The 26,005-nt window shown below is 73.0% G+C and carries 28 protein-coding genes; 17 read left to right on the top strand and 11 right to left on the bottom strand.

What is annotated here, in order from left to right; translation table 11 throughout:
* Window positions 1-5: 5 nt before the first annotated feature.
* From IH61_RS0126220 to IH61_RS0126190, 7 genes are all read left to right on the top strand, one after another.
* Complete coding sequence (locus IH61_RS0126220; protein WP_031074075.1) at window positions 6-872, top strand: TrmH family RNA methyltransferase; 867 nt, start codon at window positions 6-8, stop codon at window positions 870-872.
* Window positions 873-1,078: 206 nt separating this feature from the next.
* Complete coding sequence (locus tag IH61_RS0126215; RefSeq protein WP_031074074.1) at window positions 1,079-2,182, top strand: sensor histidine kinase; 1,104 nt, start codon at window positions 1,079-1,081, stop codon at window positions 2,180-2,182.
* A 136-nt stretch (window positions 2,183-2,318) separates the two neighbouring features.
* Window positions 2,319-3,440, top strand: a complete 1,122-nt coding sequence (gene pheS, locus IH61_RS0126210; RefSeq protein ID WP_031074073.1) for a phenylalanine--tRNA ligase subunit alpha — start codon at window positions 2,319-2,321, stop codon at window positions 3,438-3,440.
* On the top strand, window positions 3,440-5,941 hold the full coding sequence (gene pheT / locus IH61_RS0126205; protein ID WP_031074072.1) for a phenylalanine--tRNA ligase subunit beta: 2,502 nt from the start codon (window positions 3,440-3,442) through the stop codon (window positions 5,939-5,941). The genes pheS and pheT overlap by 1 nt, the downstream gene beginning before the upstream one ends.
* Before the next feature lie 158 nt (window positions 5,942-6,099).
* Window positions 6,100-6,537 carry a GntR family transcriptional regulator gene (locus IH61_RS0126200; RefSeq protein WP_051837990.1) on the top strand — a complete coding sequence of 146 codons (438 nt, stop codon included), beginning with the start codon at window positions 6,100-6,102 and terminating at the stop codon, window positions 6,535-6,537.
* On the top strand, window positions 6,537-7,460 hold the full coding sequence (locus IH61_RS0126195; protein WP_051837987.1) for an ATP-binding cassette domain-containing protein: 924 nt from the start codon (window positions 6,537-6,539) through the stop codon (window positions 7,458-7,460). The genes IH61_RS0126200 and IH61_RS0126195 overlap by 1 nt, the downstream gene beginning before the upstream one ends.
* Entirely contained in the window at window positions 7,457-8,422 is a 966-nt protein-coding gene (locus IH61_RS0126190) for an ABC transporter permease subunit (RefSeq protein WP_031074066.1), read from the top strand. The genes IH61_RS0126195 and IH61_RS0126190 overlap by 4 nt, the downstream gene beginning before the upstream one ends.
* Before the next feature lie 136 nt (window positions 8,423-8,558).
* Here IH61_RS0126190 and IH61_RS0126185 read toward each other — a convergent pair whose 3' ends face one another.
* From IH61_RS0126185 to IH61_RS47155, 3 genes are all read right to left on the bottom strand, one after another.
* A complete protein-coding gene (locus IH61_RS0126185; protein ID WP_031074064.1) occupies window positions 8,559-8,741 on the bottom strand; it encodes a hypothetical protein in 183 nt (60 codons plus the stop codon).
* On the bottom strand, window positions 8,738-8,899 hold the full coding sequence (locus IH61_RS47160; protein WP_158845304.1) for a hypothetical protein: 162 nt from the start codon (window positions 8,897-8,899) through the stop codon (window positions 8,738-8,740). The genes IH61_RS0126185 and IH61_RS47160 overlap by 4 nt, the downstream gene beginning before the upstream one ends.
* A 232-nt stretch (window positions 8,900-9,131) precedes the next feature.
* On the bottom strand, window positions 9,132-9,308 hold the full coding sequence (locus IH61_RS47155; protein ID WP_158845301.1) for a hypothetical protein: 177 nt from the start codon (window positions 9,306-9,308) through the stop codon (window positions 9,132-9,134).
* Window positions 9,309-9,398: 90 nt separating this feature from the next.
* Here IH61_RS47155 and IH61_RS0126170 point away from each other — a divergent pair, with 90 nt between their 5' ends.
* Both IH61_RS0126170 and cyaB read left to right on the top strand, forming a co-directional pair.
* Complete coding sequence (locus tag IH61_RS0126170) at window positions 9,399-10,250, top strand: helix-turn-helix domain-containing protein (RefSeq protein ID WP_031074062.1); 852 nt, start codon at window positions 9,399-9,401, stop codon at window positions 10,248-10,250.
* Window positions 10,251-10,264: 14 nt separating this feature from the next.
* Entirely contained in the window at window positions 10,265-10,831 is a 567-nt protein-coding gene (gene cyaB, locus IH61_RS0126165; protein ID WP_031074060.1) for a class IV adenylate cyclase, read from the top strand.
* 123 nt (window positions 10,832-10,954) lie between these two features.
* Here cyaB and IH61_RS0126160 read toward each other — a convergent pair whose 3' ends face one another.
* Window positions 10,955-11,824 (bottom strand): 3-hydroxybutyryl-CoA dehydrogenase, encoded by an 870-nt coding sequence (locus tag IH61_RS0126160; protein ID WP_031074058.1) that lies wholly within the window; start codon window positions 11,822-11,824, stop codon window positions 10,955-10,957.
* A gap of 338 nt (window positions 11,825-12,162) precedes the next feature.
* Here IH61_RS0126160 and IH61_RS0126155 point away from each other — a divergent pair, with 338 nt between their 5' ends.
* Entirely contained in the window at window positions 12,163-12,981 is an 819-nt protein-coding gene (locus IH61_RS0126155; protein ID WP_031074056.1) for an SDR family NAD(P)-dependent oxidoreductase, read from the top strand.
* A gap of 56 nt (window positions 12,982-13,037) precedes the next feature.
* Here the strand turns inward: IH61_RS0126155 and IH61_RS0126150 are convergent, their stop codons facing one another.
* Window positions 13,038-13,940, bottom strand: a complete 903-nt coding sequence (locus IH61_RS0126150) for a polysaccharide deacetylase family protein (RefSeq protein ID WP_031074054.1) — start codon at window positions 13,938-13,940, stop codon at window positions 13,038-13,040.
* A 242-nt stretch (window positions 13,941-14,182) separates the two neighbouring features.
* Between IH61_RS0126150 and IH61_RS0126145 the strand changes: the two genes are divergently transcribed.
* Window positions 14,183-15,061 (top strand): SAM-dependent methyltransferase, encoded by an 879-nt coding sequence (locus tag IH61_RS0126145; RefSeq protein WP_051838033.1) that lies wholly within the window; start codon window positions 14,183-14,185, stop codon window positions 15,059-15,061.
* Between the two features lie 3 nt (window positions 15,062-15,064).
* The gene (locus tag IH61_RS0126140) at window positions 15,065-15,610 is read left to right on the top strand and encodes an HD domain-containing protein (protein WP_031074049.1); all 546 of its coding nucleotides are present in this window, start codon (window positions 15,065-15,067) and stop codon (window positions 15,608-15,610) included.
* 21 nt (window positions 15,611-15,631) lie between these two features.
* Here the strand turns inward: IH61_RS0126140 and IH61_RS0126135 are convergent, their stop codons facing one another.
* Both IH61_RS0126135 and IH61_RS0126130 read right to left on the bottom strand, forming a co-directional pair.
* The gene (locus IH61_RS0126135; protein WP_031074047.1) at window positions 15,632-16,006 is read right to left on the bottom strand and encodes an RNA-binding S4 domain-containing protein; all 375 of its coding nucleotides are present in this window, start codon (window positions 16,004-16,006) and stop codon (window positions 15,632-15,634) included.
* 25 nt (window positions 16,007-16,031) lie between these two features.
* Complete coding sequence (locus tag IH61_RS0126130; protein WP_031074045.1) at window positions 16,032-16,433, bottom strand: VOC family protein; 402 nt, start codon at window positions 16,431-16,433, stop codon at window positions 16,032-16,034.
* An 83-nt stretch (window positions 16,434-16,516) separates the two neighbouring features.
* Between IH61_RS0126130 and IH61_RS0126125 the strand changes: the two genes are divergently transcribed.
* On the top strand, window positions 16,517-17,707 hold the full coding sequence (locus tag IH61_RS0126125; RefSeq protein ID WP_031074042.1) for a methyltransferase: 1,191 nt from the start codon (window positions 16,517-16,519) through the stop codon (window positions 17,705-17,707).
* On the opposite strand, the gene IH61_RS0126120 is transcribed toward IH61_RS0126125, so the two are convergent.
* The 4 genes from IH61_RS0126120 to IH61_RS0126105 are packed head-to-tail and all read right to left on the bottom strand — an operon-like array spanning window position 17,697 to window position 21,387.
* Window positions 17,697-18,371, bottom strand: a complete 675-nt coding sequence (locus IH61_RS0126120) for a response regulator transcription factor (RefSeq protein WP_051838023.1) — start codon at window positions 18,369-18,371, stop codon at window positions 17,697-17,699. The two genes, IH61_RS0126125 and IH61_RS0126120, sit on opposite strands and share 11 nt — an antisense overlap.
* Window positions 18,372-18,408: 37 nt before the next feature.
* Complete coding sequence (locus IH61_RS0126115) at window positions 18,409-19,662, bottom strand: sensor histidine kinase (RefSeq protein ID WP_031074040.1); 1,254 nt, start codon at window positions 19,660-19,662, stop codon at window positions 18,409-18,411.
* A gap of 44 nt (window positions 19,663-19,706) precedes the next feature.
* A complete protein-coding gene (locus IH61_RS0126110; protein ID WP_031074039.1) occupies window positions 19,707-20,447 on the bottom strand; it encodes an ABC transporter permease in 741 nt (246 codons plus the stop codon).
* Between the two features lies 1 nt (window position 20,448).
* Complete coding sequence (locus IH61_RS0126105; RefSeq protein WP_031074037.1) at window positions 20,449-21,387, bottom strand: ABC transporter ATP-binding protein; 939 nt, start codon at window positions 21,385-21,387, stop codon at window positions 20,449-20,451.
* Between the two features lie 192 nt (window positions 21,388-21,579).
* Here IH61_RS0126105 and argC point away from each other — a divergent pair, with 192 nt between their 5' ends.
* The 4 genes from argC to IH61_RS0126085 all read left to right on the top strand — a co-directional run bounded on the left by argC (window position 21,580) and on the right by IH61_RS0126085 (window position 25,990).
* Window positions 21,580-22,608 carry an N-acetyl-gamma-glutamyl-phosphate reductase gene (gene argC, locus IH61_RS0126100; RefSeq protein ID WP_031074035.1) on the top strand — a complete coding sequence of 343 codons (1,029 nt, stop codon included), beginning with the start codon at window positions 21,580-21,582 and terminating at the stop codon, window positions 22,606-22,608.
* Window positions 22,605-23,795 carry a bifunctional glutamate N-acetyltransferase/amino-acid acetyltransferase ArgJ gene (argJ, locus tag IH61_RS0126095; protein WP_031074033.1) on the top strand — a complete coding sequence of 397 codons (1,191 nt, stop codon included), beginning with the start codon at window positions 22,605-22,607 and terminating at the stop codon, window positions 23,793-23,795. Before argC ends, argJ begins: the two co-directional genes overlap by 4 nt.
* Before the next feature lie 117 nt (window positions 23,796-23,912).
* Window positions 23,913-24,788 carry an acetylglutamate kinase gene (gene argB / locus IH61_RS0126090; RefSeq protein ID WP_051838010.1) on the top strand — a complete coding sequence of 292 codons (876 nt, stop codon included), beginning with the start codon at window positions 23,913-23,915 and terminating at the stop codon, window positions 24,786-24,788.
* Window positions 24,785-25,990: an acetylornithine transaminase gene (locus tag IH61_RS0126085; RefSeq protein WP_031074028.1), complete on the top strand. Its 1,206-nt coding sequence runs from the start codon at window positions 24,785-24,787 to the stop codon at window positions 25,988-25,990. The genes argB and IH61_RS0126085 overlap by 4 nt, the downstream gene beginning before the upstream one ends.
* Window positions 25,991-26,005: the final 15 nt, after the last annotated feature.

The raw sequence follows: 26,005 nt of genomic DNA, 5'->3' as shown, positions 1-26,005 counted from the left end.
AGACCATGCCGAGCACCGACACCCCCCTGCTGACCTCCCTGCGCTCGCCGCGCGTCGTCGCGGCCCGCCGGCTCGCCAAGCGGAACCAGCGCACCAAGGAGCGCCGCTTCCTGGCCGAGGGCCCGCAGGCCGTCCGGGAGGCCGTCGCCTTCGGCAGGCTGCCGGGCACGGAGGACCACGCCGTGGTCGAGGTCTACGTCACCGCGGAGGCCGCCGAGCGGCACGCCGGCATCGTCGAGGCGGCCCTGGACGAGGGGCTGCCGGTGCTGACCGCCACCGACGAGGTCGTCGCCGGCATCTGCGACACCGTGACCCCCCAGGGCATCGTGGCGCTGTGCCGCTTCATCGACACCCCCTTCGCCGAGGTGCTCAGGGCCCGCCCCAAGCTGGTCGCCGTGCTGGCGCACGTGCGCGACCCCGGCAACGCGGGCACCGTGCTCCGTACGGCCGACGCGGCCGGTGCGGACGCCGTGGTGCTCACCGACGCCTCCGTGGACCTCTACAACCCCAAGGCCGTCCGGGCCTCCGTGGGCAGCCTGTTCCACCTGCCGGTGGCGGTCGGCGTGCCCGTGGAGGAGGCGGTCGCGAAGCTGCGCGAGGCGGGCGTACGGGTGCTCGCCGCGGACGGCGCGGGGGAGCGCGACCTGGATCAGGAGCTCGACGAGGGCACCCTGGGTGCGCCGGGCGCGTGGGTGTTCGGCAACGAGGCGTGGGGGCTCCCGGAAGAGACCCGCGCGCTGACCGACGAGGTGGTGAGGGTGCCGATCCACGGCCACGCCGAGAGCCTCAACCTGGCCACCGCGGCGGCCGTCTGCCTGTACGCCTCCGCCAGGGCGCAGCGTTCCCCGGGCGGTTGCCGGGCCGGGGCCTGAGCCCGGACGACCCAGGATGACGTCGGCCTGACGACGGCCTGACGTCCGCGGACGGCGCGCGGGGCACGCCGTACCCGGCGCGAACGCGCGACACGCCCCACGACGCGCCGGTGATCCCCACCGCAGGCCCTACTGTCGGGGCCTGCGAGGCGCTAGGGTCGCCTCGGTGGGGGGAACGGCACGGTGGGTAATCGGGGAGGACACCCATGGTCGGCAGCGGGCCTGAGCTGGACCCGGACGACCTGCCCGACGGCCTGGTGGTCGCCGACGCGGACGGCCGCGTGGTCCGCTTCAACCGGGCCGCGGCCGCGCTGACCGGCGTGCCCCCGGAGGCGGCGCTGGGCGGGCTGCTGGAGGAGGTCCTCCCGCTGGAGGACCTCGACGGGCGCCGCTGGTGGCAGCTGACCGACCCGTACGGCGGGCTGGCCATCCGCACCCGGCAGCCGGAGCGCAACCTGCTGCTGCCGGGCGGGCGCGAGGTGCTGGTCACCGCCCGGTACGTCCGCGACGAGCCCGGAGGGCCGCTGCAGCGGCTGGTGATCGCCCTGCGCGGTACGGAGGAGCGGCGGCGCACCGAGCGCAGCCACGCCGAGCTGATCGCCACCGTCGCGCACGAGCTGCGCTCCCCGCTCACCAGCGTCAAGGGCTTCACGGCGACGCTGCTGGCCAAGTGGGAGCGGTTCACGGACGGGCAGAAGCGGCTGATGCTGGAGACGGTCGACGCGGACGCCGACCGGGTCACCCGGCTGATCGCGGAGCTGCTGGACATCTCCCGGATCGACGCGGGCCGGCTGGAGCTGCGCAAGCAGGTCGTGGACGTGGCGGCGGCGGTGCGCCGGCACGTGGAGCGGACGGTGGCCACCGGCATCGCCGAGGACCGCTTCGACGTCCGGATCAACGAGCCGCTCACCGTGCTCTGGGCGGACCCGGACAAACTGGACCAGGTGCTCGCCAACCTGCTGGAAAACGCGGTGCGCCACGGCGAGGGAACCGTCACCATCGAGGTGGCACCGGCCAAGGAGGTCGTCGAGGCCCCCGCATGGGAGCGCCCCGGCACCCCTCCCCGCATCGTGGAAGGCACAGCGGTCACCGTGAGCGACGAGGGCAGCGGGATCCCCGAGGAGTCGATGCCGCGCGTCTTCACCCGCTTCTGGCGCGGCTCCAAGCGCGGCGGGACGGGCCTGGGCCTCTACATCGTCAAGGGCATCGTCGAGGCCCACGGCGGTTCGATCCGGGTCGACCGCGCCCCCGGGGGCGGGGCCCGGTTCCGATTCATCCTGCCCGCCGGCATCCCGGACTTCATGCTCTAGCGAGTTCGCGAGCATGTTCCGAGGTCACGCCCGGCGGGCTCCGCGGAAGCCGCGCCACGGGCTGCGACTACACTCGACCTTTGGCGTTGGCCCACACACCTGAGCACGGACGAGCAGGGAGCACGGGAAGATAGAGATGTCGGCACCCAACAAGTCGTACGACCCGGTCGAGGTCGAGGCCCTCAAGCCCGAGGTGGTGGAGCAGGCGCGGGACGAGGCGATCGCCGCCTTCGCCGCCGCCGGCAGCCTCGACGAGCTGAAGCAGGCCAAGGTCGCCCACATCGGCGACCGTTCCGCGCTCTCCCTCGCCAACCGCGAGATCGGCGCCCTGCCCCCGCACGCCAAGGCCGCCGCGGGCAAGCTGATCGGCCAGGCGCGCGGCGCCGTCAACCAGGCGCTGGCCAAGCGCCAGGCCGAGCTGGAGGCGGAGCGCGACGCCCGCGTGCTGGTCGAGGAGGCGGTGGACGTCACGCTGCCGTACGACCGCGCCCCGCGCGGCGCCCGGCACCCGCTGACCACCCTGGCCGAGCGCATCGAGGACACCTTCGTCGCCATGGGCTACCAGGTCGCCGAGGGCCCCGAGGTCGAGGCGGAGTGGCTCAACTTCGACGCCCTCAACCTGGGCCCGGACCACCCGGCCCGCTCGATGCAGGACACCTTCTTCGTCCAGGCCCCGGACGGCTCCGCCGACTCCGGCGTGGTGCTGCGCACCCAGACCTCCCCGGTCCAGGCCCGCACCCTGCTCGACCGCGAGCCCCCCGTCTACGTCGTCTGCCCGGGCCGCGTGTACCGCACCGACGAGCTGGACGCCACCCACACCCCGGTGTTCCGCCAGGTCGAGGGCCTCGCCGTCGACGAGGGCATCACCTTCGCCGACCTCAAGGGCACCATCGAGGTGCTGGTCGAGAAGCTGATCGGCGGCGGTCTCGAACTGCGCTGGCGCCCCTCGTACTTCCCGTTCACCGAGCCGAGCGCCGAGATCGACCTGCAGTGCTTCGTGTGCCGCGGCGAGAGCGTCGGCAACCCGGACCGCCCGTGCCGCACCTGCTCCTCCGAGGGCTGGATCGAGCTCGGCGGCTGCGGCGTGGTCAACCCGCGCGTGCTGGTGGCCTGCGGCGTCGATCCGAACCGCTACAGCGGGTTCGCCTTCGGCCTGGGTCTGGAGCGGATCCTGATGAACCGTCACAACGTCGCCGACATGCGCGACATGGTCGAGGGCGACGTGCGCTTCACGCTGCCCTTCGGGATGGAGATCTGATGCGCGTCCCGCTTTCCTGGCTGCGCGAGTACGTCGACCTGCCCGCCGGCGAGACCGGCCGTGACGTCGCCGAGCGCCTGGTCCGGGCCGGCCTGGAGGTCGAGACCGTCGAGCGCCTCGGCGGGGACCTCCAGGGCCCGCTGGTGGTCGGCGAGGTGCTCTCCATCGAGGAGCTGTCCGGCTTCAAGAAGCCGATCCGCCACTGCTTCGTCAACGTCGGCGACGCCAACGGCACCGGCGAGCCGCAGGAGATCGTCTGCGGCGCGCGGAACTTCGCCGTCGGCGACAAGGTCGTGGTCGTGCTCCCGGGCGCCGTGCTGCCCGGCCCGTTCCCGATCGCGGCCCGCCAGACGTACGGCCACACCTCGGCCGGCATGATCTGCTCCGCCCGCGAGCTGGGCATGGGCGACGACCACGACGGCATCATCGTGCTGCCGCCGGAGTTCGAGCCCGGCACCGACGCCATCGAGCTGCTGCAGCTGGTCGACGACGTGCTGGACATCGCCGTCACCCCGGACCGCGGCTACTGCCTGTCCATGCGCGGCGTGGCCCGCGAGGCCGCCGCCGCGTACGGGCTGCCGCTGGCGGACCCGGCGCTGCTGGACGTGCCGCCGGCGAACTCCTTCGGCTACCTGGTCAAGGTCAACGACCCGGCCGGCTGCGACCGCTTCGTCGCCCGTACGGTCGTCGGCGTCGACCCGACCGCCAAGTCCCCGATCTGGCTGCAGCGCCGGCTCCAGAAGTCGGGCATCCGCCCGATCTCGCTGACCGTCGACATCACCAACTACGTGATGCTCGAGGTCGGCCAGCCGCTGCACGCCTACGACAAGCAGCGCGTGGACGGCCCGATCGTGGTGCGCCGCGCGGAGCAGGGCGAGACCCTCACCACCCTGGACGGCGTCAAGCGCGAGCTGTCCGTCGAGGACCTGCTGATCTGCGACAACAGCGGCCCGATCGGCCTGGCCGGCGTCATGGGCGGCGCCTCCACCGAGATCCTCGACCCGGCCGCCGGGCCGGGCACGACCGAGGTGATCATCGAGGCCGCGCACTTCGACGCCGTCGCCATCGCCCGCAGCGCCAAGCGCCACAAGCTGCCCTCCGAGGCGTCCAAGCGCTTCGAGCGCGGCGTCGACCCGGAGGCCGCCCGCGCGGCCGCCCAGCGCGCCGTCGACCTGCTGGTGCTGATCGCCGGCGGCACCGCCGAGGCCGGGGTCACCGACATCGCGGCCCCGCACCCGGTGCGCACCATCACCATCGCCGCCGACCTGCCCGACCGCGTCGCCGGCACCGGGTACGGCCGCGAGACCGTCACCCGGCGCCTTCAGGAGATCGGCTGCTCCGTCGCGGGCGCCGACGTCCTGGAGGTCACCCCGCCGACCTGGCGGCCCGACCTCACCGACCCGTTCGACCTCGCGGAGGAGGTCATCCGGCTGGAGGGCTACGACAACGTCCCCGCCCGGATGCCGAACGTGCCGCCGGGCAAGGGCCTGACCGAGGCCCAGCGCGTCCACCGCCGCATCGGCGTGGCGCTGGCCGGGGCCGGCTACGTCGAGGTCAACAACTACCCGTTCCTCGGCGAGGCGGCCTTCGAGGCGCTCGGCCTGGAGCCGGACGACCGCCGCCGCCGTACGGTCAAGCTGGTCAACCCGCTCAACGACGAGGAGCCGGCGCTGCGCACCACGCTGCTGCCGGGCCTGCTCGGCGCGCTGCGCCGCAACGTCGGCCGGGGCAACACGGACCTGGCGATCTACGAGACCGGCACCGTCTTCCTGCCCAAGGACGAGCTGAGCGTGGCCCCGCGCCCCGGCGTCGACCGCCGGCCCAGCGACGAGGAGCTGGCCGCGCTGGACGCCGCGCTGCCGGACCAGCCGCGCCGCGTGGCCGTCGCCCTCGCGGGCGAGCGGCTGCCCTCGGGCTGGTGGGGCAAGGGCGACCAGGCTTCCTGGGCGGACGCGGTCGAGGCCGCCCGTACGGTGGCCCGCGCCGCCGGTGTGGAGCTGACCGTCAGCCAGGACCAGCACATGCCCTGGCACCCGGGCCGCTGCGCCGCGCTGTACGTGGCGGGCACCGACCGGCTGGTCGGGCACGCGGGCGAGCTGCACCCGCGCGTGGTCAAGGCGCTCGGGCTGCCGGCCCGTACCGCCGCGATGGAGATCGACATCGACCTCCTGACGGCCGACGGCGCCGAGAAGGTCAGCGGTCCGGCGGTCTCCGGCTTCCCGGTGGCCACCCAGGACGTCGCGCTGATCGTCGACACCGCCGTCCCGGCCGCCGAGGTCGAGGGCGCGCTGCGCTCGGGCGCGGGCGAACTGCTGGAGGCCATCCGGCTGTTCGACGTGTTCACCGGTGAGCAGGTCGACGAGGGCAAGAAGTCGCTGGCGTACGCGCTGCGCTTCCGCGCCACCGACCGCACGCTCACCGCCGACGAGGCCACCGCCGCCCGCGAGGCGGCCGTCGCCGAGGCCGTGGCCCGTACGGGCGCGGTGCTGCGCGGCGCCTGAGCGCTGCCGTAGGGCCTTCGGGGCCCCGTCCGGACCGTTTCGCGGTCCGGACGGGGCCCTTCGCGTTGTCCGGCGCGTTGTCCGGCGAGATGTCCGGCGCGTGTCCGGGGAGTTGTCCGGGTTGACGGCGCGTCATCCGATCGTTTATATCTTTCACTATGGAAGTAGATAAAGTCTCTGACCGGCCCTCTCCCATCGAGTTCCGCCTGGACCCGGCCTCCGGCGTCCCGACCTACCTGCAACTCGTGCAGCAGGTCGAACAGGCGCTGCGGATGGGCTGGTTGAAGGAGGGGGACCAGTTGCCCCGGGTGCGTGAGGCGGTCGCCGCGCTGGCGATCAACCCCAACACCGTGCTCAAGGCGTACCGCGAACTGGAACACCGGGGCCTGGCCGCCGGCCGGCGCGGCCAGGGCACCTTCGTGCGCGGGCTGCCCGCCGGAGTGGTGCCGCTGCGCGAACGGGCCGAACTGCGGCGGGGACTGCTGGACTGGATGCGCTCGGCGCGGGCCGCCGGGCTGGACGAAGGGGGGATGGTCGCCGTGTTCGAGGACGCGCTGCGCGACCTGCGCGAAGGACACGACGGGGCGGTGGCCTGATGGCGGGGGACACCGTGATCGACTGCGGCGGGATCGGCAAGCGCTACCGCCGCTCCTGGGCGCTGAAGGACTGCCACCTGGCCGTGCCCGCCGGGCACGTGGTGGCGCTGGTCGGCCCCAACGGCGCCGGAAAGAGCACCCTGCTCGGCCTGGCCGCCGGGCTCACCCGGCCCAGCGAGGGCGCGATGACCGTCCTCGGCGACCAACTCCCGGGCTCGCCCCGCGCGTTGGACCGGATCGGCTTCGTCGCCCAGAACGCCTCCCTCTACCCCGGCCTGCGCGTGCGCGACCTGCTCGCCCTGGGCCGCCACCTCAACCGCCGCTGGGACGCCGCCCGGGCGTTCGACCACCTGGACGGCCTCGGCATCCCGATGGACCGCAGGTACGGCCGCCTCTCCGGCGGCCAGCAGGCGCAGGTCTCGCTCGCCCTGGCCCTCGCCAAGCGCCCCGAACTGCTCCTGCTGGACGAGCCGTTGGCCGCGCTGGACCCGCTCGCCCGGCACGACTTCATGTCCGTGCTGCTCACCGCCGTGGCCGAGGACGGTCTCTCGGTGGTGTTCTCCTCGCACGCCGTCAGCGAGCTGGAGCAGAGCTGCGACTACCTGGTGGTCCTCGGCGGCGGCCGGGTGCAGGTCGCCGGTGAGGTCGACGACCTGCTCGCCGGCCACCGGATGCTCACCGGCCCCACCGCCGAGGCCGACGCCCTCGCCGAGAAGCTTCCCGTCGTGCGCGACCGCCGCGCCGCCGGGCAGTCCCACCTCCTGGTCCGTACCGGCGGCGTGGACGCCCCCGTCTCCGGTGGCTGGCGCCAACAGCGCGTCGGCCTGGAGGAGTTGGTGCTGGCCTATCTGCGCGAGCCCACCGCCTCCGCCCTGCCCGGCCCGCGCGGGGCGGTCCGTACGAACCAGAAGGTCATGTCGTGAGCTCGATCACCCTCGCCCCGCCCCGCTCCGCCGTCCTGCGGGCCGCCGGGCTGCGCCACCGCCCCGCGCTGCGGACCCTGCTGTGCGTCGCCGCCGGGCTGGTCCTGCTGCTGGCCGTCAGCGGGTACCTCCTGCACGCCGACTTCACCGCCTCCGGGGCGGGTGGCTGCGACGAGGCCCAGCGGGCCTGCAACGAGCGCTGGAAGGGCTTCCTGCGCCAGGACGGCACCATGCTGATGGTCGGCGGCAACATCGTCTTCTTCCTGGGCGGCGCGCTCGGGGCGTTCGTCGGCGGGCCGCTGCTGGCCCGGGAGTTCGAGCACGGCACGGTGCGCTTCGCCTGGACCCAGGGCGCCGGGCGGACGCGGTGGACGACGGGTGCCCTGACGGTCGTCGGCCTCGCCCTGGCCGTCGCGACGGCGCTGACCGCCCTGGCGTACACCTGGTGGATCGACCCGATGGTCCAGCACTCGGGCGAGTTCGACGCGATGGCGTTCTCGGGCGCCGCGCCCGCCCTGGTGGGCCGGGTGCTGCTGGTGTTCGCGGTGTCCGCGCTGGCCGGCGCGGTGCTGCGGCGCACGGTGGTGGCGGTGGGGATCGGGGTGGCGGCCTCGGTGGTGACCGGCCTGGTGGCCCAGTCCCTGCGCTTCGGCTACATGGCGCCGCTGGAGGACACCGTTCACACCCTCACCCAGACCTCCGTCGACCACCGGTGGGAGGGAGGCATCTGGTACGCCGACCCGGCGGGAAAGCACCTCACTGTCGGCCAGTTCTACGACCTGGGGGGCGACTACTACGGCTCCCAGAAGCTGGTCAGCGAGGGCGGCTACTCGCTGCACGAGAACTACCAGCCGATCGAGCGCTACTGGCCCTTCCAGTGGATCGAGTTCGGCTGGACGACCCTGCTGGCCGTGGCCCTGTGCGCGGCGGCCGTCTGGTGGGTGCGCCGCCGCGCGGTCTGAACCGCGAAGGGCCCGGGAGCCGGAGCTCCCGGGCCCCACCGCGTCGCCCGCCGCTGGTCAGGCTGTTCCGGTCGTGGCCAAGGAGGTGTGAGACGGGCCCTGGCTGGCCGTGCCGCCGTACGGCCAGCCAGGGAGATCAGCCGTGGTGCGTGCGGGCGCGCACCTGCCGGGGCCGCTCGCCTGGGCAGTCGTCGTGCTCGACCAGCTCCCAGCGCTCGTCCACCGTCACCAGGAGCCGACCCGTCACGTGTCGGCGGCACGTCGCGCAGAAGCCCCGTGTCGTCACGGTCGGCACGGGCACCCCGCCCTCGGCGCTCATCCAGAGCCCTTCGGGCAGCCGGCGTGGTCGGTGATCCAGTCGGTGACCAGGCTGTGAGCGCCGTCGTATGTACCCAGCCCGTACTGCCTGCACCGGCGGCAGAGGCCGGTGACCCTTTCCTCGGGCTCGTCGCCCGTGATGTGCTCCAGCTCGGTCATCCGTCTTCCCTCGGGGTTATGCATCAGGAGCCTCCTGATAGGTGTCGGGTGCACGAGCAGCCGGTGACGCGGCAGAGGCACACGAGCGTCCCCTTGTCGTGCCGGAAGCCGCCCGGGCACGCCCAGTGGGCGCCGAACCGGCATTCTGCGCTGACGTACCGGCCGGCCCGGTGCACGTCGAGCTTGATGACGACGCCGGCCGACGGGGGCGGCCAGCTCGACGGGACGGCCGTCACGACTCGGCCGCGAGGCAGCCGGGGTGTGCGACGACCGGCCAGCCGAGCGGCGCGGTCCGGGCGCCGGTCGGCGTGTAGACGTGGCCGGCCGGGACCAGCCAGCCATCCTCACCGCCGCACTGGATGCAGGCGGTGCCTTGTAGCTGGGATCGGGTGTAGACAGGCGTGGTCACTCTCCAAGCGTCGACTGATGAGGCGCCAATCCCAATATCCGGGCGGTAATCTCACGGTGAGATGCATCGACCGAGGCGAGGGTTGAGGCCATGGGCACCGCGCTGGAACCGATCAGACTGCCGGATCTCGCATGGCAGAACGAAGAAGTCAGGGCCGCGCTCCGACGCCGGGATGTCGCATGCCTCTTCCGGTACGTCCAGCACCACAGCGGTGCCAGCCAGGCTCGGCTCGCTGTCCAGGTCGGTATGACCCAGAGCCGGGTGAACGAGATCATCAACGGTCGCCGCGAGGTCACCAGGCTGGATGTCTTCGAGCGCATCGCAGATGGCCTGAACCTGCCCGACCCGGCACGCCGGTTGCTGGGACTCGCCCCACGCACGGAGGGCCGGCACTCGACCGGGTCAGCATTCGATCTCGCCGCCTTCCCCGAGATCATCCGGGTCTTCAGCGACCAGTCGTCCGCCACCGCCGAGGTCCAACGTTCGGCCCGGTCGGCGGCCGAGCTGGACGTACTCGCGGTACGCGGGCTCGGGTTGCTCGCCCTCCGTGACTCGCTGCTGCGGCAGCACCTCGACCGCGACGGCGACGAGGCCCCGCGCCTGCGCGTGCTCCTCCTCGACCCGAACTCGCCCTCGGCCGCTCGGCGCGCAGCCGAGATCGGGGAGTCGACCGAGTCCCTCGCCGGCGGAATCCTCCTGGCCGAAGCCCGGCTCAGGGAGCTTGCCGAGGTCGGCCACGTCGAGGTCTACCGGTACACCACGGTGCCTGTGTGGCGCCTCATTCGCCTGGATCGAACCCTCTACGTCGGAACCTTCGACACGGATTGGGAGGGACACGAGTCGGCAACGTATAAGGTGCTGCCCACCCCGTACGGCCCGCTGTACAGGGGCTTGCGGCGGCAGTTCGAGGTGTTGCTGGATGGCGCTGAGCGCGTGATCTGACGGGAGGCATCAGAATGGCGATCGAGGCTGAGCTCAAGGCGCTTGTGCGTGACCCGGAGACGGTCCTCAAACAGTTGGAGGACCGGTACGGCGCAGGCCGCGCGGAGGTCTACCGGGACACCTACTACGACGCTTCGGACGGCAGCCTGATGAGTGCTGACCGCGAGCTGCGGATTCGTACCGTCCACGGTCCCGACGACACCAGAACTGTGCTCACCTACAAGGGTGCTCGGGTCGACGGCGCATCAGGGTCGAAGCCGGAGGCCGAGACGCGAGTTCAGGATGCCGATGCGATGCATGAGATCGTCCGGGGGCTGGGCTTCGTTGTGCGCATCGAGTTCGAAAAGCGGTGTCGGAACTACACCTTCGAGCGCGACGGCCGTCGGATGCTTGCCACGCTCGTTCGAGTCCCGGAGCTGAACGACGCGACGTTCATCGAGGTGGAGACGGAGGCCGTCACGGGCGATGATCTCGCACCCGCGCTTGCCTCGGTCCGTGAGGTCCTGGCGGAACTCGGCGTCGATGAGATCGATTTCACCACCGAGCTGTACACCGATGCGGTCGCTGCGGCGCGCGCCTGACGACGGCGGGGCCGACTTGGGAGCGGCGGGCCCAGCGAAGCGGCTCGGACGAAGGAGCGTCGCCTTCGTCCGAGCCGCTTCGTTTTGGGGGTCGACTGCCGTACTCGCAGCGGTTTGCGCTCGTCAGGCGGTCGCGGTGTAGTCGTAGAAGCCGCGGCCGGACTTGCGGCCGAGAAGGCCCGCGTCGACCATGCGGGACAGCAGCGGGGGAGCGGCGTACAGCGGCTCCTTGTACTCGTCGTACATGCTCTCGGCGATGGAGACGATGGTGTCCAGGCCGATCAGGTCGCACAGGCGCAGCGGGCCCATCGGGTGGGCGCAGCCGGCCTCCATGCCCTTGTCGATGTCGGAGGCGGTGGCCACGCCCGACTCGAACATCCGCACCGCGGAGAGCAGGTAGGGCACGAGCAGGGCGTTGACGACGAAGCCGGCGCGGTCGCGGGCGCGGATCGGCTCCTTGGCGAGCACCTGGGTGGCGAACGTCTCGACGCGCTCGGTGGTGGCGGCGGAGGTGGTGAGGGTCGGGATGACCTCGACCAGCTTCTGTACCGGTGCCGGGTTGAAGAAGTGCAGGCCGATGACCTGCTCCGGGCGGGAGGTGGCGGCGGCCAGCTTCACGATCGGGATCGAGGAGGTGTTGGAGGCCAGGATCGCGTCGCGGCGCTCGACGACCTTGTCCAGGGTCTCGAAGATCCGGATCTTGATGTCCTCGCGCTCGGCGACGGCCTCGACGACGAGGTCGCGGTCGGCGAAGTCGGCGAGGTCGGTGGTGAAGGACAGCCGCGACATCGCCTCGTCCCGCGCCTCCTGGCTCAGCTTGCCGCGCTTGACCGCGGTGTCCAGGGAGTTGGTCAGCCGGGTGCGGCCGAACTCCAGGGCCTCGCCGCTGGCCTCCGACACCAGGACGTCCAGCCCGGCGCGGGCGAACACCTCGGCGATGCCCGACCCCATCAGGCCGCAGCCGATCACTCCGACGCGCGCGATGTCACTCACTCAGTTGCCCTTCGGTGGTGCTGGGGATCGCCCAGCGTCTGGTGGCCCGGCGAGCCGCCGGTCAAGGGGCCGGTGTGCCGGATTTGGTGCACCGGGCACCGCCCCCCGACGTTACTACTCCCTACCGGCGAGTAGGTCACCCCCTCCCTGTCACGGTGCCACCACCCCTCGAGTCTCTCGACGGTCCCGAGGCAGTGCCCCGGCAGTGCCCCGGCGGTCCCCCGGCAGTCCCCCGAAGGAGTGAGGCGGCGGGCCCGGCGCGTGTGCCCGGGCCCGCCGCCGCCCGGCGGCCGTCAGAATGCCGCAGACGGGGGCCGGGGACGGGAAGGGAGCACGGGGTGCCGACGGGATCGTTGCAAGGACAGGTCGCCCTGGTCACCGGCGCGGGCCGGGGCATCGGCCGGGAGATCGCCGTCGGCCTGGCCGCCGAGGGCATGGCGGTCGGCCTGGTCGGCCGCACCCACGAGACGCTGACCGACACGCTCAAGGAGTGCGTCAGGCGCGGCGCCCGGGGCGTGGCCGTCACCGCCGACGTCTGCCGGATCGGAGCGGTCCGCGAGGCCGTACGGGTCGTCGAGCGGGACCTCGGGCCGGTCGACCTGCTGGTCAACAACGCCGGACTGGTCGACCGTGCCGAGGTGCCGATCTGGGAGACCGACGCCAACCAGTGGTGGCAGGTGGTCGAGACCAACCTGCGCGGCCCCTACAACCTGCTGCGCTGCGTCCTGCCCGGCATGGTGCAGCGCGGGCGCGGCCGGGTGGTCAACCTCAACTCCGGCTTCGCGCTGCGCCCGGACGGGCACTACACCGCGTACGCCACCTCCAAGGGCGCGCTGCTGCAGCTGTCGGACAACATGGCGGACTCGCTGGCCGGGCACGGCGTGGTCGTGCTCGACATCAGCCCCGGGGCGGTGGCCACCGACATGACCGCCGGGATGCCGATGTTCCGGGAGATGAAGACCTGGGGGTCCGTCCCGTACGTGGTCGCCGTCACCGTGGACGCCGCCCGGGGCCGCTTCGACGCCCTGCACGGGCGGTTCATCCACGCCGGGCGGGACGACCTGGAGGAGCTGGTCAACCGGGCGGAGGAGATCCGCGCCACCGACGCCCGTACGCTGCGGCTGCGGCCGTACAAGGACGACGACCCGATGGTCTGATCATGCGGTCACACGTTCATGCGGTCACACGTTCACGCGTTCATGCGGTCACACGGTCATGCGCAGAGCTGGCTCGCGGTCACCGGCTGGAGCCCCGCCTTGGCGAGCCCGTCCAGGATGCCCGGCAGCGCGTCGATCGTGCACTGGTGTCCCATGTGCAGGGCCACCACCGAGCCGCCGCGCACCGAGGTGAGCACCCGGCGCTGCAGCTCGGCGGCGCTCGGGTCGCTGTAGTCGCGCGGGTCCACGTCGAAGGACAGCACGTGCTCGTAGCCGACCGCCCTGGCCTGGTCGCGCACCGTCGGGGTGGCGTACTGGGCGGCGGAGGGCCGGAACCAGCGGCCGATCGAGCCGGTCAGGCGCATCAGCCGGTCCGCGCACTGGGCGATCTCGGCGCGGGCCTGGTCGGGGGTCATCGCCGAGATGTTGAGGTGGTTCTGGGTGTGGTTGCCCAGCTCGTGGCCGCCGTCCAGGATGCGCCGGGCCATCTGCGGCTGCTGGTCCAGCCAGCTGCCGACCACCATCACCGTCAGGTGGACTCCGCGCTGCTCGGCGGCGGTCAGCAGGGCGGTGGCGAGCTTCGGGTCGCCGCTGCCGTGGAAGGTGAGCGCCACGTACTTGCTGGTGCGCGGTCCGGACACCACCTCCACCGGGGTGCCGGGCGCCAGCGGCGTCAGCACCGGCGGGGCCGGGGGCGCGGTCGCCTGCGCGGCGGCGGCCGGCGTCTCCTCGGCGGGCTGGGGCGAGGCGGTCGGCGCGCCGGAGGCCGGGCCCTCGGCGCCGTTCCAGGCCGGGTCGGTGGTGTGCGACGGGTCGCCACTGCCGGGGTGTGCGGCGAGTGCCTCGTGGTCGGCCCGGCGGTGCCCGTCGCTGCCGCAGGCGGCGAGGAGCCCTCCGGCGGCGGTGAGGGTGGCGAGCCGGGCGGCGGTGCGCAGTACGGTGCGGCGGTCGGTGCTCATCGGCAGCCAGCATAGAGACGGCGGGAGGGCGGAGCGATCCGGGCGAGGGGTCGACGGGGGGTCGACGGGGGGTCGACGGAATGGCGCGCACCCTTTTTGACGTGCACACACTCCCATTTTCGGAGCTTGCGTAAACCTGAACTCCCGCTGTTTCCAGCAGAACTCCGTGGATACGATCGCGGCGCATCGCGCGTAGAGCGACGGTGAAGGCGTACGGCGTCGAGCGAGGGGGGCCCAACGGCATGTACGAGGACACGGAAGCCGTCGATCAGGTGACCGACTGGGAGTGGGCGCGCGTCGACGACTGGCAGCCGCCCACCGAACTCGACACCGGCACCCCGCACACCGCGCGCATGTACGACTACTACCTCGGCGGCAAGGACAACTTCGAGGCCGACCGCCGGGCCGCCCAGGCCGCCATCGCCGCCTACCCGGCCCTGCCGCTGCTGGCCCGCACCAACCGCCAGTTCCTCGGCCGCGCCGTGGAGTTCGCCGCCGGAAGAGGCATACGCCAGTTCATCGACATCGGCACCGGCATACCGGCGGTCGGCTCCACCAGCGAGGTCGCCCGGCGCGTCGTCCCGGACGCCCACGTGGTGTACGTCGACAACGACCCGATCGTCGCCACCCACGCCCGCGCCCGCGTCGCCGCCCACCCGGCGGGCCGCACCGCCGTCGTCGAGGCCGACCTGCGCGAGCCGGAGTCCATCCTCGAGCACCCGTTGCTGCGCGACACCGTCGACCTGTCCCAGCCCGTCGCCCTGATGCTCCTCGCCGTCCTGCACTTCATCCGCGACGAGGAGGGAGCCCAGAGCATCGTGCAGACCCTGCGCGACGCCCTCGCGCCCGGCAGCGCTCTGATCCTCTCCCACGGCAGCCCCGACTTCGCCTCCCGCGAGAGCGCCGCCGAGGGCGTGCGCATCTACCGGGGCGCCAGCTCCCCCCTCGTCCTGCGCCCCCGCGGCGACGTCGAACCCTTCTTCGGCGACTTCGAGTTCGCCGGCCCCGGCCTCGTCCAGCTCCCCCTCTGGCGCCCCACCCCCGGCCACGTCCGCACCAGCGAACTCCCTGAGGGCTGGCAGGACGTCTCCGCCTACGCGGGCGTCGCCTTCAAGCTGTAGGACATGAGCGCCACCCTCCCCCCGCTGCCGCCCGCCGCCGCCGACCTGCTCGCCGGGGCGGGCGCCCCGCCCCGGCTGCTCGCCCACCTCGCGCTGGTCCACGAGGTCGCCGAGCGGATCGCCGACTTCTGCGAGCGGCAGGGCCTGGCCTTCGACCGCGAGGCCGTCCTGTTCGGCGCGGCCACCCACGACATCGGCAAGACGCTCCACCCCGAGGAACTCTCCGTCCCCGGCAGCCTCCACGAGCCGGCCGGGCACGAACTGCTGCTCGCCCGGGGCGTGCCCGAGCGGCTGGCCCGCTTCGCCGGCACCCACGGGAGCTGGGGGGAACCCGGCGTCACCGTCGAGGACCTGCTGGTGAGCCTCGCCGACAAGGTCTGGAAGGACAAGCGGGTGCGCGACCTGGAGGACCTGGTCGTCCGGCACCTCGCCGCCGCTACCGGCCGGGAGCCCTGGGAGACCTTCCTCGCCCTGGACGACCTGCTGACCGCCGTCGGCGAGGACGCCCCGAGGCGCCTCGCCGTTCAGGCGGCCCACCCCGTCGTCTAGGCCCGGACAGGGCCTGGGGCCTCACCGCTGCCGGAGCTGGTCGATCTCGCGGCGTTCGCGCTTGGTGGGGCGGCCGGCGCCGCGGTCGCGTTCGGCGATCCTGGGGGCGAACTCGCGCGGCGGGCGCGGCGGGCTGTTGTCGGTCAGGCACTCGGCGGCGACGGCCGCGCCCACGCGCTTGCGGATCAGCCTGCGCACGACCACGACCCGCTCGTAGCCCTCCTCGCGCACCCGCACCTCGTCCCCGGGGCGCAGCGCCTGCGCGGGCTTGGCCCGGTCCCCGTTGACCCGTACGTGCCCGGCGCGGCAGGCCGCCGCCGCCAGGGCGCGGGTCTTGGCGAGCCGGACGGACCAGATCCAGGCGTCCACCCGTACGTTTCCCTCGTCTTCGGCCATCCCAGGAGCCTACGGGACCGAGTCCCTACGCCGCCGGGGCCTCCTGCACGGCCCAGCCGTTGCCGTCGGGGTCGTTGAAGAACACGAAGGAGTTCCACGCCTCCCCGCGCCCGTTGACCCGGGCCCCCGCCTCGAAGTGCTGGACGGGGCTGACGGGCACGCCCCGCGCGGTGAGCTCGGCGTGCGCCTTCTCGATGTCGGCCACCACCAGCTGGAGACCCTTCACCGAGCCGGGCGGGGACTCGATGACCCCGGAGCCGACCACGATGGAGCAGGGCGAGCCCGGCGGGGTCAACTGGACGACGCGGACGCCGTCGCGCAGCCGGGTGTCATGGTCGACCGTGAACCCGGCCTGCTCCTCGTAGAAGGCTTTCGCGCGCCCGACGTCCGACACCGGGACCACCACGACTTCGAGCTTCCAGTCCATCGCCCTCACCCCTCTCGCGGCGGGCTCTTCCAGTATCCGCCGGAACCGTTCCCCGTGTGCCCGTCCGATAGCCTGAGAACACGATGAATCCCGACATCACCAGCGCTTTCGCCACCCCGTGGGGCACCTTCGACCTCACCCGCCACCCCCAGGACCCGCGCGAGCGCCTGCGCGCCTGGGACGCCGCCGACGAGTACCTGCTGCGCCACCTCGCGGGCGAGAGCCCCAGCGCGGAGGGGACCGCCGTCGAGCTGGAGGGCCGCCGGATCGCCGTCCTCGGCGACCGCTGGGGCGCGCTGACCACCGCGCTGGCGCCGTACGGGCCCGTCCAGATCAGTGACTCCCACCTCGGCCGGGAGGCCACCCGGGCCAACCTCGCCCGCCGCGGCGCCGCCGTCGACGAGCAGCGGCTGCTGACCACCCGCGAGACCCCGCCCGAGCGGATCGACGTGCTGCTGGTGCGCGTCCCCAAGAGCCTGGCCCTGCTGGAGGACCAGCTGCACCGCCTCGCCCCGGCGCTCCACCCGGGCACGGTGGTCCTCGGCGCGGGCATGGTCACCGAGATCCACACCTCCACGCTGCAACTGTTCGAGAGGATCCTCGGCCCGACCCGCACCTCGCTGGCCGTCCGCAAGGCCCGGCTGATCCTCTGCACCCCCGACCCGGCGCTCGCCCCCGGACCCAGTCCGTGGCCGCACCGCTACGCGCTGCCGCCGGACATCGGCCCGGCCGCCGGCCGTACGGTCGTCAACCACGCGGGCACCTTCTGCGCCGAGAAGCTCGACATCGGCACCCGGTTCCTCCTCGCCCACCTGCCCGCCCCCGCGCCGGGCGCCCGGGTGGTCGACCTCGGCTGCGGCAACGGCGTGGTCGGGACGGCGGCCGCGCTGGCCGGGCCGGGCGCGGAGCTGGTGTTCGTGGACGAGTCGCACCAGGCGGTGGCCTCCGCCGAGGAGACCTTCCGCACGAACCTGGGCCCGGAGGCGAAGGCCGAGTTCCTGGCCGCCGACGCGCTCGACCCGGCCCTGTTCGCCCCCGCCTCGGTGGACCTGGTGCTCAACAACCCGCCGTTCCACAGCCACCAGGCCACCACCGACGCCACCGCCTGGCGGATGTTCACCGGCGCCAAGCGGGCGCTGCGCCCGGGCGGCGAGCTGTGGGTGGTCGGCAACCGCCACCTCGGCTACCACGTCAAGCTGCGCCGCCTCTTCGGCAACTGCCGCCTGGTCGCGGGCAATCCGAAGTTCGTGGTCCTGCGCGCCGTCAAGCGGTAGAACCCAGAATCCCCCGGTCGTACCCCGCCGCCACCGCCGCCGCACGGTCGTTGACGCCCAGCTTGGCGTACAGGTGCGTGAGATGGGTCTTGACGGTGGCCTCGCTGATGAACAGCGCCCGGGCGATCTCCCGGTTCGCCGTGCCCCGGGCGACCAGCACCAGCACCTCCCGCTCCCGGGCGCTCAGCGGCGTCCGAGCGGGAGACACCGGGGTGCGTACCCGGGAGACCAGCCGGGAGGCGACGGCGGGGGAGAGGACGGTACGGCCCTCGGCGGCGGCGCGAACCGCCGTGAACAGCTCCTCGCGCGGGGCGTCCTTGAGCAGGTAGCCGGTGGCGCCGGCCTCGATCGCCGGGAGCGTGTCGGAGTCCGTGTCGTACGTGGTGAGGACGAGCACCTTGCTGCGGGCGCCGCGCCGGGTGAGCTCGGCGATGGCCTCGACCCCGCCGCCGCCCGGCATCCGAAGGTCCATCAGCACCACGTCCGGGTCGAGCCGCCCGGCGAGTTCCACCGCCTCGACGCCGTCGGACGCCTCGCCGAGGACGCGGAAGTCGGGGGCGGAGTCGAACATGCCGCGCAGCCCGTCGCGGACCACGGGGTGGTCGTCGACGAGGATCAGGGTGATGGCCGAGCCGGTGTCGGTCACGTCGGTCACGTCGGTCATGTCGGTCACGTCGGTCATGTCAGTCGGACCAGTCCTGTCAGTCATGGCGCACCAACGGTACGCGGGCGGAGATCGCGGTGCCGCCGCCGGGCTCCGACTCCAGGTCGACCGTCCCGGCGAGGCGTTCGGCGCGGGCGCGCATCCCGCCGAGCCCGAAGCCGCCGGACTCGCTGCGCGGGGGCAGGTGGAGCGGGTCGAAGCCGCAGCCGTCGTCGCGTACGTCGAGGGTGACCTCGTCGTCCATGTAGGAGAGGGTGACGCCGACCCGCTCGGCCTTCGAGTGCCGGGCGGCGTTGGACAGCGCCTCCTGGGCGATCCGCAGCAGCGTGGCCTCGATCTCGTCGTGCAGCGGTTCGGCGGTGCCGGTGATGGTGAACTCGGCCCGCACCCCGGCCCGTTCGGACCACTCGGCCACCGTCTTGCGCAGCGCCTCGCCCAGTACGTCGTGCTCGAGCGCGCCGGGCCCGAGGCCGTGCACCGAGCGGCGGGCCTCGCCGAGGCTCTGCCGGGCCAGGGCCTGGGCCCGTTCGAGGTGCCGGTGGGCGACGTCCCGGTCCTCGGCCGCGGAGACGGCCTGGAGCTGGGTGATGATCCCGGCGAGGCCCTGGGCGATGGTGTCGTGGATCTCGGCGGCGAGGCGGCGCCGCTCCTCGTCCACGCCCGCCTCCCGTGCCTGGAGCAGCAGTTGGGCCTGCAGCCCGGCGTTCTCGGCGAGGGCCTGCTCGAGCCGGGCGTTGGTGCGCTCCAGCTCGGCCATGGTGGCGGCCTTGGCGCGGGCCTCCGCGGCCTCCCGCTCGCCGAGGTTGCCGAAGATGGTGGAGAGCGCCGCGTGGACGGCGAAGATCGCGCCGAAGAGCAGCCAGCCGCCCATCGAGCGCGGCGGCAGTCCGCCGGACTGCGATCCCGCCAGGGTGACGGCGGTGGCGAGCAGTCCGGCCTTGGCCAGGCGCGGAGGCAGCAGCCGGACGGCGTCGAAGTAGCCGATCACCGCGAAGATCGAGAACAGCGGGTTCAGCCAGGTCAGGACGAAGGCGAGCACCGTGCGCAGCACGTAGTAGACGCGCGCCGCCGGCGCGTGCTCCGGCAGCCTGGGCCGCAGCCGTCCCCACCACAGCTGCAGGCCGAGCGCGAGGGGGAGCAGGGCCGCGGCGGCGATCACGCCGTCGCGCGTCATGAGGACGGGGGCGGTGGCGGCGCTGATGGAGGTGGCGAGGGCGAGGAGGCCGTACGGGCCCCAGCGGAAGAACTTCCCCCAGCGCTCCTCGGCGCTGGACACCCGTCCGGCCTGCATTCCCGTCCCCCGTTCGATCCCCGTCACTGTCCACGCCACCGCCGTCACTCCCAGCGGAACCAGCGCACGGCCACGCCGATCAGCAGTACCGCCCACAGCCCGGTGACCCCGAGGTGCGACCAGTCCGGCCACTGCCCGACGCTCGCCTGGTCCAGCGCCTGGGAGGCGGCCCCGATCGGCGTCAGGCCGACGATCTGCCGCAGCACGCTTGGCATGACCGGTACCGGAGCATAGACCCCGGCGGTGAACATCAGCGGGAAGAAGACGATCGTTCCGATGGTCTGGGCGATCTTCGCGGTGCGCGACAGCGCCGAGATGGTGGCGCCGAGCGCGAGCCCGGCGAGCACGGTGACCACGAGCGCCAGCACGTACCCGGCGGCCTGCTTGGGCAGGGCGACGCCGAACGCGATCCGTCCGACGGCCAGCGCCAGCAGCACGGAGACCAGGACCGCCGCCGAGTGCAGCACGATCTGTACGGTGAGCAGGTGCTTGGGGCTGGCCGGTGTGGTGGACATCCGGCGCAGGATGCCGCGTTCGCGGTAGCCGGTGAGCACCCCGGGCATGGTCTGCGCCCCGGCCATGATCACGGACAGCAGGACGACCACGGGCACGTACAGGTCGACGGTGCGCCGCCCGCCGAGTTCGGCGTGGGCGACCCGGAAGGCGGGGATCGACCCGAGGATGACGAGCAGCACGGCCGGGAACGCGATCAGCCAGAAGATCACGGCGGGCTCGCGGCGGAAGAGCCGGGCTTCGGTCCTGAGGACGGCGGTGGTGGCGGACACGTCAGGACTCCTGGTGTTCGGTGAGGTCTTCGGTGATGTCCTCGGTGAGGTCGAGGAAGGCGTCGTCCAGCGTGGCGTCGACGACGCGCAGCCGGCCGGCGGTGATGCGGTGGCGGGCGAGCAGGGACAGCACGGCGCCGACGGTCTCGTCGGTGCCGGTGATCACGATCCGCCGGTCCGGCTCGTGGCCGGCCTCGACGGCGGCGATGCCCGGCAGCAGGGCGAGTTCACGCTGGTCCAGCGGCTGGGAGGGGGTGAAGGACATGACGGTGGAGCTGGAGGCCCGGCCGATGAGGCCCTGCGGGGTGTCGAGGGCGGCGACGCGGCCCTTGTCGATGACGGCGATCCGGTCGCAGAGGCGCTGCGCCTCCTCCATGAAGTGGGTGACGAGCAGGACCGTCACCCCGGAGTCGCGGACCTCCTCGATCAGCTGCCAGGTGTCCCGGCGGGCGCGCGGGTCGAGCCCGGTGGTGAGCTCGTCGAGCACGACGACCCGCGGGTTGCCGATCAGGGCGAGCGCGATGAACAGCCGCTGCTTCTGCCCGCCGCTGAGCTTGCCGAAGCGCACGTCGAGGCGGTCGGTGAGGCCGAGGCGCTGCGCGAGGTGGCGCCAGTCGGCGGGCCGGCGGTAGAAGGCGCCGTACAGTTCCAGCGCCTCGCGGACGGTGAGCTTGGCCTGGAGCTCGCTCTCCTGGAGCTGGGCGCCGAGGACGCGGGTGACGCGCTCGCGGTCGGCGACCGGGTCGAGCCCGAGGACCCGGACGCGGCCGGCGTCGGGGGAGCGCAGGCCCTCGACGCATTCGACGGTGGTGGTCTTGCCGGCGCCGTTGGGGCCGAGGATGCCGAAGATCTCGCCCTCCTCCACGGCGAACTCGACGCCGTCGAGGACGGTGCGTCCCCCGTATGCCTTCTTCAGGCCGCTGACTTCGATGACTGACATGCCTCGATCCTGTCGGTGGGGCCCTGTTGCGGGCATCGCCCATCGCGCTCGAAGCGGCATCAACCGATCGGCTGATGGCGGGGTACGACCCCGGGTGCCGGGTGCCGTCCGAGGCGAGCCTTGCATGAATTTTCCGTCGCGCGTATATTCATGCCACGACCCAGCGAGCAAGAGCGACCAAGGAGGAACGCCATGGCTGTGCGAGTCGCCGTCGCCGGCGCGAGCGGATACGCGGGCGGTGAGGTGCTGCGCCTGCTGCTCGGCCACCCGGAGGTGGAGATCGGGGCGCTGACCGGCGGCTCGAACGCGGGCACCCGCCTGGGCGCCCTCCAGCCGCACCTGTGGCCGCTCGCCGACCGCGTGCTCGAACCCACCACCCCCGAGGTGCTGGCCGACCACGACGTGGTGTTCCTGGCGCTGCCGCACGGCCAGTCCGCCGCCGTCGCCCAGGCCCTCGGCCCGAACGTCCTGGTCGTCGACTGCGGCGCCGACTTCCGGCTCAAGGCGGCCGCCGACTGGGAGCAGTTCTACGGCTCCGCCCACGCCGGCACCTGGCCCTACGGCCTGCCCGAACTCCCCGGCCACCGCGCCGCGTTGAAGGGCAGCAACCGCATCGCCGTCCCCGGCTGCTACCCGACCGCCGTCTCCCTCGCGCTGTTCCCCGCCTACGCGGCGGGCCTGGCCGAGCCGGAGGCCGTCGTGGTCGCCGCCTCCGGCACCTCCGGCGCCGGCAAGGCCGCCAAGACCCACCTGCTGGGCAGCGAGGTCATGGGCAACGTCAGCCCGTACGGTGTCGGCGGCGTGCACCGGCACACCCCCGAGATGGCGCAGAACCTCACCCCGCTCGCGGGCGAGCCCGTCACCGTCTCCTTCACCCCCACGCTCGTCCCGATGCCGCGCGGCATCCTCGCCACCTGCTCCGCCAAGGCGAAGCCCGGCGTGAGCGCGCAGAGCCTGCGCGCCGCCTACACCGAGGCGTTCGCGGGCGAGCCCTTCGTCCACCTGCTGCCCGAGGGGCAGTGGCCGCAGACCAGCAGCGTCTACGGCGCCAACACCGCGCTGGTCCAGGTCGCCCTGGACGCCACCGCCGGGCGGATCATCGCGATCAGCGCGATCGACAACCTGGTCAAGGGCACCGCCGGCGGCGCGGTGCAGAGCATGAACATCGCCCTCGGACTGCCCGAGGAGCTCGGCCTCCCGATGAACGGAGTCGCACCGTGAGCACTGCCCCGAACCTTGAGACCGGCTCCAATGTCGGCGTCACGGCCGCCAAGGGCTTCCGCGCCGCCGGGGTCACCGCCGGCCTCAAGGCGTCCGGCGCCCCGGACCTCGCGCTGGTGGTCAACGACGGCCCCGCGAACGCCGCCGCCGGCGTCTTCACCTCCAACCGCGTCAAGGCCGCGCCCGTCCTCTGGTCCGAGCAGGTGCTCAAGGGCGGCCGGGTCACCGCCGTCGTCCTCAACTCCGGTGGCGCCAACGCCTGTACGGGTCCGCTCGGCTTCCAGGACACCCACGCCACCGCCGAGAAGGTCGCCGACGACCTGGGCCTGAGCGCCGGCGAGGTCGCCGTCGCCTCCACCGGCCTGATCGGCGTGCGCCTGCCGATGGACCTGCTGCTGCCCGGCGTCACCGCCGCGGCCGGCGCGCTCAGCGCCACCGGCGGTGAGGCCGCCGCCGTCGCCATCAAGACCACCGACACCGTCCACAAGACGGCCCAGGTCACCAGCCCGGCTGGCTGGACGGTCGGCGGCATGGCCAAGGGCGCGGGCATGCTCGCCCCGAGCCTGGCCACCATGCTCGTCGTCCTCACCACCGACGCCGCCGTCGACACCCCCGGCCTGGACGCGGCCCTGCGCGGCGCCACCCGCACCACCTTCGACCGGATCGACTCCGACGGCTGCATGTCGACCAACGACACCGTGCTGCTGCTCGCCTCCGGCGCCTCCGGAGTCGTCCCGGACGAGGCCGAGTTCGCCGAGGCCGTCCGTACGGTCAGCGCCGACCTCGCCCGCCAACTCATCGGCGACGCCGAGGGCGCGAGCAAGGACATCCGCATCGACATCACCGGCGCCGCCACCGAGGACGAGGCCGTCGAGGTCGCCCGGACGATCAGCCGCAACAACCTGCTCAAGTGCGCCGTCCACGGCGAGGACCCCAACTGGGGCCGGGTGCTGGCCGCCATCGGCACCACCGCCGCCGCCTTCGAGCCGGACGAGCTGGACGTCGCCATCAACGGCGTCTGGGTGTGCAGGTCGGGCGGCGTGGGCGAGGACCGCGATCTCGTGGACATGAAGGGCCGCGAGGTGGTCATCACGGCTAACCTCAACGCCGGAACGGCCAGTGCCTCGCTGTGGACCAACGACCTCACGGCCGACTACGTCCACGAGAACAGCGCCTACTCCACCTGATCCGCGACATCCTCCCCGAGCCTTCGGCCGGGGGGACCCGCACCTACGAGGGACATCCCCGTGCAGATCGCACCCAAGGGCGAACAGGCCCGCAACAACACCGCGTTGCCCAAGGCCATGACGCTCATCGAGGCACTGCCGTGGCTGGAGCGCTTCCACGGCAAGACCATCGTCATCAAGTTCGGCGGCAACGCCATGGTCGACGAGAGCCTCAAGGCGGCCTTCGCCCAGGACGTCGTCTTCCTGCGCTACGCGGGCCTGCACCCCGTCGTGGTGCACGGCGGCGGCCCGCAGATCAGCGCCCAGCTGAACAAGCTCGGCCTGGAGTCCAACTTCACCAACGGCCTGCGCGTCACCACCCCCGAGACCATGGACGTGGTCCGGATGGTGCTCGCCGGCCAGGTGCAGCGCGAACTCGTCGGCCTGCTCAACGAGCACGGCCCCTTCGCCGTCGGCATGACCGGCGAGGACGCCCACACCATGACGGCCGTCAAGCGCTACGCCGTCGTGGACGGCGAGCAGGTCGACATCGGCCTGGTCGGCGACATCGTCAACATCGAGGCCGGCGCGGTGAAGGCGCTGATCGCCGACGGCCGCATCCCGGTCATCTCCTCGATCGCGCGCGGCGCCGACGGCCACGTCTACAACATCAACGCCGACACCGCCGCCTCCGCCCTGGCCGTCGCGCTGGGCGCCGAGATGCTCGTGATCCTCACCGACGTCGAGGGCCTCTACAAGGACTGGCCCGACTCCGACGACGTCATCAGCCAGCTCGGCGCGAGCGAGCTGGAGCGGCTGCTGCCGGGCCTGGCCACCGGCATGCTGCCCAAGATGGAGGGCTGCCTGCGCGCCGTCCGCTCCGGCGTCGGCACCGCCCGCGTCCTGGACGGCCGGGTGCAGCACAGCCTGCTGCTGGAGATCTTCACCGACGAGGGCATCGGCACGATGGTCGTGCCCGACGACGAGACCACCGTGACCGGGGGACTGGCATGACCGCGAACGACCAGCTCAAGGACCGCTGGCAGCACACCTTCACCGACAACTACGGCACCCCCCGCCTGCCCCTGGTGCGCGGCGAGGGCAGCAAGCTGTGGGACGCGGACGGCAAGGAGTACACCGACCTGCTGGGCGGCATCGCCGTCAACGCCCTCGGCACCGCCCACCCGGCCGTCGTCGAGGCCGTCACGCAGCAGATCGCCACCCTCGGCCACGTCTCCAACCTCTTCATGGCCGAGCCGACCATCGCCCTCGCCGAGCGGCTGCTCGAGCTGGACGGCCGCGAGGGCGGCCGGGTCTTCTTCTGCAACTCCGGGGCCGAGGCCAACGAGGCCGCCTTCAAGCTCAGCCGCCTCACCGGCCGCACCCACCTGGTCGCCCTCGAGGGCGGCTTCCACGGCCGGACGATGGGCGCCCTCGCCCTCACCGGCCAGCCCGCCAAGCAGGCCCCCTTCCTCCCGCTGCCCGGCGACGTCACCCACGTCCCCTTCGGCGACGTCGAGGCCCTGCGCGCGGCCGTCACCACCGAGACCGCCGCCGTCGTCCTCGAGCCCGTCCAGGGCGAGAACGGCGCCGTCCCGCTGCCGGACGGCTACCTGAGGGCCGCCCGCGAGATCACCCGCGCCACCGGCACCCTGCTCGTCCTGGACGAGATCCAGACCGGCGTCGGCCGCACCGGCCACTGGTTCGCCCACCAGGCGTACGAAGGCGTCGAGCCGGACGTCGTCACCCTCGCCAAGGCCCTCGGCGGGGGCCTGCCCATGGGCGCCGTCCTCGCCTTCGGCCCCGCCGCCGACCTGCTCAGCCCCGGCCAGCACGGCACCACCTTCGGCGGCAACCCGGTGGCGGCCGCGGCCGCCCTCGCGGTGCTGGACACCATCGAGTCCGAGGGCCTGCTGGAGCACGTCCGCAAGATCGGAGACCGGCTGCGCCACGGCGTCGAGGCGCTCGGCGACCCGCTGGTCTCCCATGTACGCGGCGCGGGCCTGCTGCTCGGCATCGTCCTCACCGAGCCGGTCTCGGCCCGGGTGCAGGCCGTGGCGCAGGAGGCGGGCTTCCTCGTCAACGCCGCCGTCCCGGACGCCGTGCGCCTCGCCCCGCCGCTGGTGCTGACCGAGCAGGAGGCGGACGCGTTCCTCGCCGCCCTGCCCGGCATCCTCCGGACGGTGCGCGAGAGCGCCCCGGCCGTGGCGAGCTGACCGTCGTCCGGGAGA

Origin of the sequence: Streptomyces sp. NRRL WC-3742, assembly GCF_000720635.1 — a bacterium.
Lineage (GTDB): Bacteria > Actinomycetota > Actinomycetes > Streptomycetales > Streptomycetaceae > Kitasatospora.
This window is presented reverse-complemented; position numbering and strand designations above follow the sequence as displayed.